Source organism: Streptomyces sp. NPDC058664, from assembly GCF_042716635.1.
Lineage (GTDB): Bacteria > Actinomycetota > Actinomycetes > Streptomycetales > Streptomycetaceae > Streptomyces.
In genome coordinates, this window is record NZ_JBHXRW010000004.1 from 246,254 (window position 1) to 258,479 (window position 12,226).

The 12,226-nt window shown below is 71.7% G+C and carries 11 protein-coding genes; 7 read left to right on the forward strand and 4 right to left on the reverse strand.

The annotated features are described in order from the left end of the window. The first annotated feature begins 18 nt into the window (after positions 1-18). On the forward strand, positions 19-1,290 hold the full coding sequence (locus tag ACFWUY_RS05715) for an ATP-binding protein (RefSeq protein ID WP_384102372.1): 1,272 nt from the start codon (positions 19-21) through the stop codon (positions 1,288-1,290). A 22-nt stretch (positions 1,291-1,312) separates the two neighbouring features. On the opposite strand, the gene ACFWUY_RS05720 is transcribed toward ACFWUY_RS05715, so the two are convergent. Next, positions 1,313-1,828, reverse strand: coding sequence for a GtrA family protein (locus tag ACFWUY_RS05720; protein ID WP_384102374.1), 516 nt, complete (start codon positions 1,826-1,828; stop codon positions 1,313-1,315). Between the two features lie 188 nt (positions 1,829-2,016). Between ACFWUY_RS05720 and ACFWUY_RS05725 the strand changes: the two genes are divergently transcribed. The 4 genes from ACFWUY_RS05725 to ACFWUY_RS05740 all read left to right on the forward strand — a co-directional run bounded on the left by ACFWUY_RS05725 (position 2,017) and on the right by ACFWUY_RS05740 (position 5,932). Next, the gene (locus ACFWUY_RS05725; protein WP_384102376.1) at positions 2,017-3,156 is read left to right on the forward strand and encodes a 5-(carboxyamino)imidazole ribonucleotide synthase; all 1,140 of its coding nucleotides are present in this window, start codon (positions 2,017-2,019) and stop codon (positions 3,154-3,156) included. Between the two features lie 35 nt (positions 3,157-3,191). Beyond that, positions 3,192-3,689, forward strand: coding sequence for a 5-(carboxyamino)imidazole ribonucleotide mutase (gene purE / locus ACFWUY_RS05730; RefSeq protein WP_384102420.1), 498 nt, complete (start codon positions 3,192-3,194; stop codon positions 3,687-3,689). Further along, entirely contained in the window at positions 3,686-4,885 is a 1,200-nt protein-coding gene (locus ACFWUY_RS05735) for a dipeptidase (RefSeq protein WP_384102378.1), read from the forward strand. Before purE ends, ACFWUY_RS05735 begins: the two co-directional genes overlap by 4 nt. A gap of 123 nt (positions 4,886-5,008) precedes the next feature. Beyond that, the gene (locus ACFWUY_RS05740; protein WP_384102380.1) at positions 5,009-5,932 is read left to right on the forward strand and encodes a membrane dipeptidase; all 924 of its coding nucleotides are present in this window, start codon (positions 5,009-5,011) and stop codon (positions 5,930-5,932) included. 69 nt (positions 5,933-6,001) lie between these two features. On the opposite strand, the gene ACFWUY_RS05745 is transcribed toward ACFWUY_RS05740, so the two are convergent. Together ACFWUY_RS05745 and ACFWUY_RS05750 are read right to left on the reverse strand one after the other, a co-directional pair. Further along, the gene (locus ACFWUY_RS05745) at positions 6,002-7,327 is read right to left on the reverse strand and encodes a UDP-glucose dehydrogenase family protein (protein WP_384102382.1); all 1,326 of its coding nucleotides are present in this window, start codon (positions 7,325-7,327) and stop codon (positions 6,002-6,004) included. Positions 7,328-7,442: 115 nt separating this feature from the next. Continuing rightward, positions 7,443-8,705 carry an LCP family protein gene (locus tag ACFWUY_RS05750; protein WP_384102384.1) on the reverse strand — a complete coding sequence of 421 codons (1,263 nt, stop codon included), beginning with the start codon at positions 8,703-8,705 and terminating at the stop codon, positions 7,443-7,445. Between the two features lie 130 nt (positions 8,706-8,835). Between ACFWUY_RS05750 and ACFWUY_RS05755 the strand changes: the two genes are divergently transcribed. Beyond that, complete coding sequence (locus ACFWUY_RS05755; protein ID WP_384102386.1) at positions 8,836-9,369, forward strand: acyl-CoA thioesterase; 534 nt, start codon at positions 8,836-8,838, stop codon at positions 9,367-9,369. Positions 9,370-9,533: 164 nt separating this feature from the next. Here the strand turns inward: ACFWUY_RS05755 and ACFWUY_RS05760 are convergent, their stop codons facing one another. After that, a complete protein-coding gene (locus ACFWUY_RS05760) occupies positions 9,534-10,922 on the reverse strand; it encodes an LCP family protein (protein WP_384102388.1) in 1,389 nt (462 codons plus the stop codon). Between the two features lie 213 nt (positions 10,923-11,135). On the opposite strand from ACFWUY_RS05760, the gene ACFWUY_RS05765 reads away from it, so the two are divergent. Further along, positions 11,136-12,161, forward strand: coding sequence for a glycosyltransferase family 2 protein (locus ACFWUY_RS05765; protein WP_384102390.1), 1,026 nt, complete (start codon positions 11,136-11,138; stop codon positions 12,159-12,161). Positions 12,162-12,226: the final 65 nt, after the last annotated feature.

Sequence of the window (12,226 nt, forward strand, 5' to 3'; positions counted from 1 at the left end):
ACCACCGGAGAGAGCACCATGCGCCGCCGCCTGATCAACTCCACGCTCGCCGTGGTGCTCGTCGTCATCTCGGTGTTCGGGGTCTCCCTCGTCATCGTCGAGACCCGCACCATCACCAGCACCGCGCAGGAGCGGGTGGACACCGAGGCGGTGCGGCTCGCCTCCATCGTCGACAGCCGGCTCATCGGCGGCGAGCCGGTCAACCCGGACATCCTCGCCGAGCAGAGCGGCGCCAAGCGGTTCGCCGAGATCCGCATCCCCGGCCGCCCGACGATCGAGATCGGCACCCGCCCCACCGGGGACGTCATCCGGGGCCTCGCCGAGGGCGAGCGCGGCGAGACCGTGATCGTCGAGGAGTCCCGCTCCACCGTCACCGAGGAGGTCGGCCGCACCCTGCTGATCATCGGCGCGGTGGCCCTGCTCGCCGTCGTCGCCGCCGTCCTCCTCGCCGTACGGCAGGCCAACAAGCTGACCTCCCCCCTCACCGACCTCGCGGAGACCGCCGAGCGGCTCGGCTCCGGCGACCCGCGCCCGCGGCACAAGCGGTACGGGGTGCCCGAGCTCGACCGGGTCGCGGACGTCCTCGACGCCTCCGCCGAACGCATCGCCCGGATGCTCACCGCCGAGCGCCGGCTCGCCGCCGACGCCTCGCACCAGCTCCGTACGCCCCTCACCGCGCTCTCCATGCGTCTGGAGGAGGTGGCGCTCGCCGACGACCTCGACACCGTCAAGGAGGAGGCGACGATCGCACTCACCCAGGTCGAGCGGCTCACGGACGTCGTCCAGCGGCTCCTGACCAACTCCAGGGACCCGCGGACGGGCTCCGCCGTCGCCTTCGACCTGGACGAGGTCATCAAGCAGCAGGTCGAGGAGTGGCGGCCCGCCTACCGCAGCGCCGGGCGGGCCCTCGTCCACTCGGGCAAGCAGGGGATGCGGGCCGTCGGCACTCCGGGCGCGGTCGCCCAGGTCCTCGCGGCCCTGATCGAGAACTCGCTCATGCACGGCGGCGGCACGGTCGCCCTGCGGACCCGGGTCGTCGGCAACCAGTCGGTGATCGAGGTCACCGACGAGGGCCCGGGTGTTCCGGCCGACCTCGGTTCACGGATCTTCGAGCGGGCCGTCAGCGGCCGCAGCTCCACGGGCATCGGCCTCGCGGTCGCCCGCGACCTGGCGGAGGCGGACGGCGGCCGGCTCGAACTGCTCAAGGAGCAGCCGCCGGTCTTCGCGCTCTTCCTGAGCCGGGAGGTCCGCGGCGTCTCGGACGAGCCGCGGGAACGCCCCGTACGGTGAGGATCCGGCCCGACGCGGCCGCTCAGACGCGGTCGGGCTGGCGGCGGGTCGCCTGGCGCGGGGGCTGCTCCAGGAAGGACTCGGCGGCCTGCACCGCCTCCTTCGCGGGCAGCGCGCGGAACACCCAGGTGCGGTACGACCAGAAGCGGAACAGGGTCGCGATCCCGATCCCGAAGAACTTGAAGAAGTTGCTGGCCAGCGGGCCGTCCCAGCCGAAGCCGTACGTCGCCGCGTAGAGCACGCCGTTCTCGATGACCATGCCGACGACGCTGAACAGCAGGAACAGCGACATCTCCTTGGTCCGCCCCGACTTGTCCCGGTCACGGTACGTGAAGTAGCGGAACCCCACGTAGTTGAAGACGATGGCGACCACGGTGGCGATCAGACTGGCCCGCACCATCGGAATGTCGGTGGTGCCCCGTACCAGGTTGAAGACGCCGAGGTTGACCAGGACGCCGAGGCCGCCGACCACCCCGAACTTGGCGACCTCGCGGACGAGCCGGTCGAGTCGCGTGCGCAGCGCGCCGGGTTCACTCATGGTGATGGCTCTGTCCCGTCCGTCCGAATGACGCCCGGGTGACGTCAACCCAACCATGCTAACCAGCGCGACTGTCACCCGCCCGGGGACCTCGTAAACCCCTGGAGAACCAGGGCTTCACCCCCGTCGTCCTTGTGCCAAACCACAGCCGGACGAGTGTTCACCGATGGTGCGGATACCCTAAGAGGGTGACGTTCCCCGTAGTAGGCATGGTCGGCGGCGGGCAGCTCGCCCGTATGACCCACGAGGCGGGTATCCCCCTCGGCATCAAGTTCAAGCTCCTCAGCGACACCCCGCAGGACTCCGCGGCCCAGGTGGTGAGCGAGGTCGTCATCGGCGACTACCGCGACCTGGACACGCTGCGTGACTTCGCGCGCGGATGTGACGTGATCACCTTCGACCACGAGCACGTCCCCACCGAGCACCTGCGGGCCCTGGAGGCGGACGGCATCCCCGTCCGTCCGGGCCCCGACGCCCTGGTGCACGCCCAGGACAAGGGGGTGATGCGCGCCAGGCTCGACGAGATCGGCGCGCCCTGCCCGCGGCACCGCATCGTGGCGGACCCCGAGGACGCGGTGGCCTTCGCCGCCGAGGTCGGGGGCTTCCCGATCATCCTCAAGACCGTGCGCGGCGGCTACGACGGCAAGGGCGTCTGGTTCGTCCGTACGCCCGAGGACGCCCGCGACCCGTTCCTCGCGGGGGTCCCGGTCCTCGCCGAGGAGAAGGTCGACTTCGCGCGCGAGCTCGCCGCGAACATCGTCCGTTCCCCGCACGGCCAGGCCGTCGCCTACCCGGTCGTCGAGTCCCGTCAGGTCGACGGCGTCTGCGACACCGTGATCGCACCGGCGCCGGACCTCGACGGCGAGCTCGCCGGCCAGGCGCAGGAGCTGGCCCTTCGGATCGCCAAGGAGCTCGGGGTCGTCGGCCATCTCGCCGTCGAGCTGTTCGAGACCACGGACGGCCGCATCCTCGTCAACGAGCTGGCGATGCGCCCGCACAACTCCGGCCACTGGACCCAGGACGGCGCGGTCACCTCGCAGTTCGCCAACCACGTCCGGGCGGTCCTCGACCTGCCCCTCGGCGATCCGCGCCCGCGCGCGCCGTGGACCGTGATGTGCAATGTCCTGGGCGGCGACTACCCGGACATGTACACGGCGTACCTGCACTGCATGGCCAGGGACCCGCAGCTCAAGATCCACATGTACGGCAAGGACGTGAAGCCCGGCCGCAAGGTGGGGCACGTCAACACCTACGGCGACGACCTGGACGACGTGCTGGAGCGCGCCCGTCACGCCGCCGGATACCTGCGAGGAACGATCACCGAGTGAGCAGCAACAGCACCTCCCCCGCCGTCGGCATCGCCATGGGATCCGACTCCGACTGGCCCGTCATGGAGGCCGCCGCCCAGGCCCTCGACGAGTTCGAGATCCCCTACGAGGTCAACGTCCTCTCCGCGCACCGCATGCCGCGCGAGATGATCGCGTACGGCGAGGAGGCCGCGGGCCGCGGCCTGAAGGCGATCATCGCGGGCGCGGGCGGCGCCGCCCACCTGCCCGGCATGCTCGCCTCCGTCACCCCGCTCCCCGTCATCGGCGTGCCGGTGCCGCTGAAGTACCTCGACGGCATGGACTCGCTGCTCTCCATCGTGCAGATGCCGGCCGGCGTCCCCGTCGCCACGGTCTCCGTCGCCGGCGCCCGCAACGCGGGCCTGCTCGCGGCCCGGATGCTCGCCGCCCACGACGCCGAACTCCTCGCCCGGATGAACGAGTTCCTCCAGGAGCTCAACGACCAGGCGACCGAGAAGGGCAAGCGGCTGCGGGCCAAGGTCGAAGGCGCGGACGCGTTCGGCTTCGGCACGTGAGCACGGCGACGGACCGCCTGGCGGAGGCCCGCGAACTGCTCGCGGGCCACCCCGTCGTCGACGGCCACAACGACCTGCCGTGGGCGCTCCGTGTGCACGCGCGCTACGACCTGGACCGCGTGGACATCGGCGCGGACCAGACCGGAGCCCTCCACACCGACCTCGCCCGGCTGCGGGCCGGCGGCGTCGGCGCCCAGTTCTGGTCGGTGTACGTGCCCTGCCGGCTGGCCGGGGACGACGCGGTCAGCGCGACCCTGGAGCAGATCGACCTCGTCGACCAGCTCCTGGAGCGGTACGCGGGAGACCTTGCGCCCGCCCTGACGGCGGACGACATGGAGGCGGCCAGGAAGCAGGGCCGTATCGCCTCCCTCAAGGGCGCCGAGGGCGGCCACTCGATCAACAACTCCCTCGCCACCCTGCGCGCGCTGCACACCCTCGGCGTGCGCTACATGACGCTCACCCACAACGACAACAACGGCTGGGCGGACTCGGCGACCGACGAGCCCGGCGTCGGCGGGCTCTCCGCCTTCGGCCGGCAGGTCGTCCGCGAGATGAACCGCTCCGGGATGCTCGTCGACCTCTCGCACGTCGCCGCCACCACCATGCGGGACGCCCTCGACGCCACGGCGGCGCCGGTGATCTTCTCGCACTCCTCGGCACTGGCGGTCTGCGACCACCCGAGGAACATCCCGGACGACGTCCTGGAGCGGCTGTCCGCCAACGGCGGCGTCGCGATGGCCACCTTCGTGCCCAAGTTCATCCTCCCCGCGGCCGTCGAGTGGACCGCCCGCGCCGACGAGAACCTGCGGTCGCACGGCTTCGACCACCTCGACACCACCGCCGAGGCGATGAAGCTCCACCGCGCCTTCGAGGAGGCGAACCCGCGCCCGGTCGCCACCGCCGCCACGGTCGCCGACCACCTCGACCACATGCGCGAGGCCGCCGGCATCGACCACATCGGCATCGGCGGCGACTACGACGGGACGGCCTTCACCCCGGCCGGCCTCGACGACGTCGCCGGCTACCCGAACCTGATCGCGGAGCTGCTGCACCGCGGCTGGTCGCACCCGGACCTGGCCAAGCTGACCTGGTCCAACGCGGTCCGTGCCCTCCGCGACGCGGAGGCGGTCTCCCGCGACCTGAGGAGCCGGACGGCACCGTCGAACGCGACCATCGACGTGCTCGACGCTCCGTAACCGGCCCGTCACCCGAACGGCCCCGTCCGCCGAGCCCCCGCAGGGGGCCGGTGGCACGGTGGACGGTACTGCCCCGCCCGACTCGGCGGGGCGGTACTGCATCGCCGAGTTCGGAGTAAGACCATGGCGGAACTGACAGAAGACCCTCCCACCCTCTCCACCGTTCCTGCCGCCGCCGACGAGCTCGGCGCACCGGAGCCGCTCCCGCCGCCCGACGAGACGGCCCGCGCCCGTGCCCTCCTGGCCGCCCAGCCCGTCACCGAGGGGCACACCGAACTTCCCGGGTCCCTCGACCCCGAGGACCTGCCGCCCGTCCGCGCGGGGGAGGCCGGAGCGCAGTTCTGGTCCCTGCTCGTCGACACCGACGAGGGCGTCCTCGGGACCCTGCGGCGCATCGACTCCGTCCGCGCGCTCGTCGCCGCCTGCCCCGAGGACCTGCGCCTCGCGCACACCACGTCCGAGATGGCCCACGTCCGCAACTGCGGCCGCGTCGCCGCCCTCCTCGGCCCCGTCGGCTGGACGGCGCTCGGCGGCTCCGCGGCCACCCTGCGGGCCTACCACGCCCTGGGCGTACGGGCCGTCAACCTCACCCGCTTCGACCGCTTCGCCCGCGAGGCGGTACGGGAGATGAACCGCATCGGCCTGGCCGTGGACCTCTCCGGCGCCGACCAGGACACGGTCCGCCGCACCCTCGCGGTCACCCGGGCCCCGGCCCTGCTGACCCGGGCGGCCCCCGAGGACCTCCCCGACGACGTCCTCGGCCTCCTCGGGGAGAACGGCGCCGTCCTCATGGTCACGGTGACCGACGACCCCGCCCCGGTCGCCGACGTCCTCGACCGGGTGCGGACGCTGGCGGGACCGCACTGCGTGGGCGTCTCCCACACGACGGCCCCGGCCCTCGGCCACGTCCCGCTCTTCGCCGAGCTGCTGCGCCGGGGCTGGCCGGCCCAGGAACTCGTCGGGCTCGCCCACGCCAACGTCACCAGGGCGCTGCGGGCGACGGAGTTCCTGTCCCGCACGAACCGCATCCGGCCGGCCGCGGCCTGACCGGCCGAAGAACCGTACGAAGGAGGGAGGGGGCGCGACCGCGCCCCCTCCCTCTCGTGTGTCCTCGTGTCAGGCGCGCGGGCGGCCCATCGCCCGGTACGTCCAGCCGGCGGCCCGCCAGCGCTCCGAGTCCAGCGCGTTGCGGCCGTCGAGCAGCACGGGCGAGGCGACCACGTCCACCAGGTCCGCCGGGTCGAGCTCGCGGAACTCGCGCCACTCCGTCAGGTGCAGCACCACGTCCGCCCCGGCCACGGCCTCGCGCGCCGAATCGGCGTAGCCGAGGGTCGGGAAGACGCGCCGGGCGTTGTCCATGCCCTTCGGGTCGTAGACGGTGACCTGGCCGCCCTGGAGGTGTATCTGGCCGGCCACGTTCAGCGCGGGGGAGTCGCGGACGTCGTCCGAGTCGGGCTTGAAGGTGGCGCCGAGGACGGCCACCCGACGGCCGAGGAAGGAGTTCCCGCCGAGGGTCTCCCGGGCCATCTCCACCATCTGGCCGCGCCGCCGCATGTTGATCGAGTCGATCTCGCGCAGGAAGGTCAGGGCCTGGTCGGCGCCCAGCTCGCCGGCGCGGGCCATGAAGGCCCGGATGTCCTTCGGGAGGCAGCCGCCGCCGAAGCCGATGCCGGCCCGCAGGAACTTGGCGCCGATCCGGTCGTCGTGGCCGATGGCCTCGGCCAGCTTGGCGACGTCACCGCCGGCGGCCTCGCACACCTCGGCCATCGCGTTGATGAAGGAGATCTTGGTGGCGAGGAAGGAGTTCGCGGCCGTCTTCACCAGTTCGGCCGTCGGGAAGTCGGTCACCACGAACGGCGAGCCCTCGCCGACGGGGACCGCGTACACCTCGCGGAGCGTCTTCTCGGCCCGCTCGCTCCGTACGCCGACCACGATCCGGTCCGGGCGCAGGGTGTCGTTCACGGCGAAGCCCTCGCGCAGGAACTCGGGGTTCCAGGCGAGCTCCACGCCCTCCGGCAGCAGGCCCGCGAGCCGCTCGGCCGAGCCGACGGGCACGGTCGACTTGCCGACGACCAGGGCCCCTTCGCGCACGACCCCGGCGAGGGAGGTGAAGGCGGCGTCCACGTAGCTCATGTCGCAGGCGTACTCGCCGTGCTTCTGCGGGGTGTTCACGCAGACGAAGTGCACGTCGCCGAAGGCGCCGACCTCCTCCCAGGAGGTGGTGAACCGCAGCCGCCCGCTCGACCCCTCGATGCCGTCCACGTGCTTCGCGAGGAGCTCTTCGAGACCCGGCTCGTACATCGGGACCCGCCCGGACGACAGCAGCGCGATCTTCTCCGGGACGACGTCGAGGCCGAGCACCTCGAAGCCCAGTTCCGCCATGGCCGCGGCGTGGGTGGCGCCGAGGTAACCGGTGCCGATCACGGTGATCTTCAGGGCCATGCGGGTCTCCAGTGAACGTCGGGCGGAATGCCTGCCCGAGCATAGTCGTGCTCCGGCCGCCCCTTTCCGGACAGGGGGCGGCCCCTCTCGTGTCCCTCGTCCCGTACCGCTCAGGTCACCGGTCCGCCTCGACGGTGACCTTCTCGTCGTTCTGGATCTGCGACACCAGCTGCTTGACCTTCGGCATGTCCCACTTGAGGGAGTTCTGCGGCGCCTTGCCCGAGATCGGGATGTTCATGGACTTCCCGTCGCCGCCGCTGATGCCCTTCATCGCGAAGAACATCTTCCCGAGGTCGTACAGCGACATGTCCTTGTCCACGATCAGCGTGTCCAGGCCGGCGCCGAGCGTCGGGTACAGCGCGAACGGGTTGAGGATCGTGCCCGGCGTCGCCGCCTCGTTGGCGAGTGCGGAGAGGAACTTCTGCTGGTTCTTCGTCCGCTGGAGGTCCGACTGGGCGAAGGCGTACCGGGTACGGACGAAGGCCAGGGCCTGCTCGCCGTCGAGGGTCTGGGTGCCCGCCTGGAAGTCGGCGCCGGACTTCTTGTCCTTGAAGCCCTTCTCGATGTTCAGCTCGACGCCGCCGAGCGCGTCCACGATGTTCGCGAAACCGGCGAAGCCGATCTCCGCGTAGTGGTCGATGCGAAGGCCGGTGTTGAACTCGACGGTCCGCACGAGCAGCTCGGGGCCGTCCATCGCGTACGCCGCGTTCAGCTTGGAGCCGCCGCGGGCCGGGAAGGACTTGCCGGACTCGGAGCCGACGAAGTTCGGGATCGTCACCCAGGAGTCACGGGGGAGCGAGACCATCGTGTTCCCGCTGGAGCAGGCCGCGAGGATCATCATCGAGTCGGTCCGCTTGCCCTCGGCGGAGCCGGTGTGCAGCTTCTTCTTCTCCTCGGCGGACATGCCCTCACGGCTGTCGGAACCGACGATCAGATAGGTCGTGCAGTCGCCCTCGGCCGGCCGCTCGATGACCTTGGAGAGGTCGACCTCGTTGCGCATCTGTGAGCTGGCCCACGCGTACGTGCCGATGCCCCAGGCGAGGACGCCGACGACGAGCACGATCGAGCCGACCTTGATCCGCTTGCGCCAGTCCGGCGCGGGACGCCCGGGACCGCCGGCGCCGGGACCCGGCGCGTACTGCGGCGGAACGGTGCCGCGCCCGCCGCCCTGCGGACCGCCGTAGACCTGGCCCGAGCTGTAACCGGAGTCGTACCCCTGGCCCTGGGCCTGCGTGAAGTTCGGGTTGTAGCCCTGGTCGTGCCGAGGCGGCTGCTGCGGAACCTGCGGACGCTGCACATGGCTCATGCGGCGAGCACCCTCGGGCTGGGAGTTCGGGTTGCCGCGGCCGTATCCGCCGTCATCGGGCCAGTCATTCATGCGGACCAGTGTGCCGGTCAGGGCTTTACGGGCGACAGGCCGGGTGGAGCATCGGACCGGTGCTGTTGCCAAGCTGATGCAAAGCGGACCGAACGGCGACCGCCGAGAGACCCGGCATATGGTGGAGGGCATGACAGATCAGGGCGATATCCCGGGCAAGCCCACCTCCGCGTCCCGCACCACCCTCAGCCACATCATGACCAGCCACGACACCAACCTCCTGGGTACGGTGCACGGCGGTGTGATCATGAAGCTGGTGGACGACGCGGCGGGCGCCGTCGCGGGCCGGCACTCGGGCGGACCGGCCGTGACCGCCTCGATGGACGAGATGGTCTTCCTGGAGCCGGTACGGGTCGGGGACCTGCTGCATGTGAAGGCCCAGGTCAACTGGACCGGCCGGTCCTCCATGGAGGTCGGCGTCCGGGTCATGGCCGAGCGCTGGAACGAGTCCACGCCCGCCACCCAGGTCGGCTCCGCCTACCTCGTCTTCGCCGCCGTCGACGCGGACGGCAAGCCGCGCCGGGTCCCGCAGGTCGTCCCGGAGACGGAACAGGACAAGCGCCGCAACCAGGAGGCCCAGATCCGCCGCACCCACCGCCTGGCCCGCCGCCAGGCCATCAAGGAACTGAGGGAACGCCGAGCGGCAGAGGGTTACGAGGACTGAAGGAGCCCGCCCTGTCGTGGGCAATCGTTCCGCAGGGCGATGGGGGTGCCCCCTGCTCGAGCGAAGCCGAGAGCTTGGGGGAGGGTGGGCACAACGGAACGGCGCCCCGCCCTACTGCTTGAACCCCAGCCCGAGGCCACGGCCACCTGACCCGGCCCCAGGTCCTACGGACACACCACCCGGTCCCCGGTCACCGCCTCGAACGGCCCCGCCTTCTCCGCGTCCTCCGCGCGCACCGCCCGTACCCCCTTGTAGTCCGCCCCCACCGTCACCCGCAGCGTCCCGCCCCTCCCCGGCACCGCCTTCAGCTCCGCCCCCGGCAGCGCCGCCGCGAGCGTCTTCGCGGACCGGTCCCAGCGCGGGTCGTACTCCACGACCGTCCGCGCCCGGTTCTTCCCCGCCGCGGTCATCGGCGTCCGGGTGGTGTCGAAGCCGGTCCCGCGCAGCGCGTCGTCGACCTTCCGGCCGAGCCCGTCCTTCCCGGTCCCGTTGTAGACCTGCACCCGCACCGTGCCCGGCTCCACGTCCACGACCACGTCCTTCGGGGCCTTGTCCGACGAAGCCGAGGAGGCGGGCTTCGCGGGGGTCAGCGGCCGGTCCTCCCGCAGCGCCTGGAACAGCTTCTGCGCCTTCGACGCGTCCCACTTCACCGTCGAGCCGATCCCCTCCACCGGGAAGCTCATGTCCCCGACCGGCACGGACACGAACTCCGACGACGCCGGGGTGAAGCCGCGCATCGCCTTGGCGAGGGCGAACAGCTGGTCCGTACCGAAGTCCTCGTCGGCCCGGACCGAGCCCAGCATGGTCGTCGCCACCTCACGGAACCGCACCGGGTTCAGCAGCACCCCGCCGCTGGTCGTCCGCTCGATCAGCGCCGCGAGGAAGCGCTGCTGCCGCTGCATCCGCCCGATGTCCGCGGCCCCGTCGATGTGCCGGGAGCGCACGTACTGGAGGGCCTGGCCGCCGTCCAGCTCATGGGTGCCGGCGGCCAGGTCGAGCCCGGTGTACGGGTCCTTCACGGGCCGGGCCGTACAGATCTGCACCCCGCCGACCGCGTCCACGGTCCGCATGAAGCTGGTGAAGTCGACCTCCAGGTAGTGGTCGATCTTGACGCCGGTCATCGACTCGACGGTCCGCACGGTCAGCCCCGGCCCGCCCTCGGCGTACGCCGCGTTCAGCTTCACGGGGTGCGCGTGGTGCTTCTTCCCACTGGTGAGGTCGGTGTGCTCGGGCATCTCGGCGTACGAGTCACGGGGCAGGCTCACCACGCTCGCCCGTTCCCGGCCCTCCGAGATGTGCACGAGCATCACCGTGTCGGTGCAGTGGCAGGGCGCGCCGCCGAGCCGGTACTTCGCCTTCTCCTCCGGAGTGATCCGGTCCCGGCCGTCGGTGCCGACGACGAGGATGTTCATCCCGTGCCCGGCCTGCGGCCGGTTCTTCATGTCCTTGAAGGGGTCGACCCGGCGGATCCCGGTGTCGAGACCCGTCACCACGGCGTGCCCGATCCCGCCGGCCGCGAGGACCGCCACGGAGAGCGCCGTCGCCATCCGCATGCCCCACCGGGGGCGCCTCCGCGGCCGACGGACCGGCACGCGACGGGCGGCGGGCCGGGGACGGGGCGTGCGGGGCGGTGTGGGCACGGACGGACACCTCCGCGGGTGTGACAAAGGGAACCGCGAGAACCGTAGGCCCATACGATCAGCGCAAGGGAGCACCACCCGTGCGGCGCGCACCGGTGTCCCCCATTCGCGGTAACGTGGCGGGCAATGAACGCCACGCCCCCCGTCTCCGTGATCATGCCGGTCCTCAACGAGGAGCGGTATCTGCGCACCTCGGTTCGTCACATCCTGGAGCAGGAGTACGACGGCGAGATGGAGGTGGTGATCGCCCTCGGTCCGTCCACGGACCGTACGGACGAGATCGCCGCCGAGCTCGTACGAGAAGACCCTCGCGTCCACACCGTGCCGAACCCCACCGGCCGCACGCCCGCCGCGCTCAACGCGGCGATCAAGGCCTCACGTCACCCGATCGTGGTGCGCGTCGACGGCCACGGCATGCTCTCGCCGAACTACATCGCCACCGCCGTCCGGCTCCTGGAGGAGACCGGCGCGCAGAACGTCGGCGGTGTGATGCACGCCGAGGGCGAGAACGCCTGGGAGGACGCGGTCGCCGCCGCGATGACCTCGAAGATCGGCGTCGGCAACGCGGCCTTCCACACGGGCGGCGAGGCGGGCCCCGCCGAGACGGTCTACCTCGGCGTCTTCCGGCGCGAGGCCCTGGAGCGGCAGGGCGGCTACAACGTGGAGTTCATCCGCGCCCAGGACTGGGAGCTGAACTTCCGCATCCGCGAGGCCGGCGGCCTGATCTGGTTCTCGCCGGAGCTGCGCGTCCAGTACCGCCCGAGGCCCTCGGTGAAGGCCCTCGCCAAGCAGTACAAGGACTACGGCCGCTGGCGCCACGTGGTGGCCCGCTACCACCAGGGCTCCATCAACCTCCGCTACCTGGCCCCGCCGACCGCCGTCTGCGCCATCGCCGCCGGCCTGGTCGTGGGCGCCGTCCTGACCCCGCTCGGCTTCGTCGTCCCGGCCGGCTACCTCGCCGCGATCACGGCCGGCTCGGTCCCGGCGGGCAAGGGCCTCCCGTTCAAGGCCCGCCTCCAGATCCCGGTGGCGCTCGCGACGATGCACATGTCGTGGGGATACGGCTTCCTGACGAGCCCCCGCTCCCTCGCGAAGAAGGTCATCGCCAGCCGCCGCCCCGCGGTGAGGGCGGGCGAGACCGAGTCGGTCTGACGACCGCTCCGCGCACAGACCGATGGCCGCCGGCCTCGCAGGGGCACCCCGAGCCGATGTTCGAG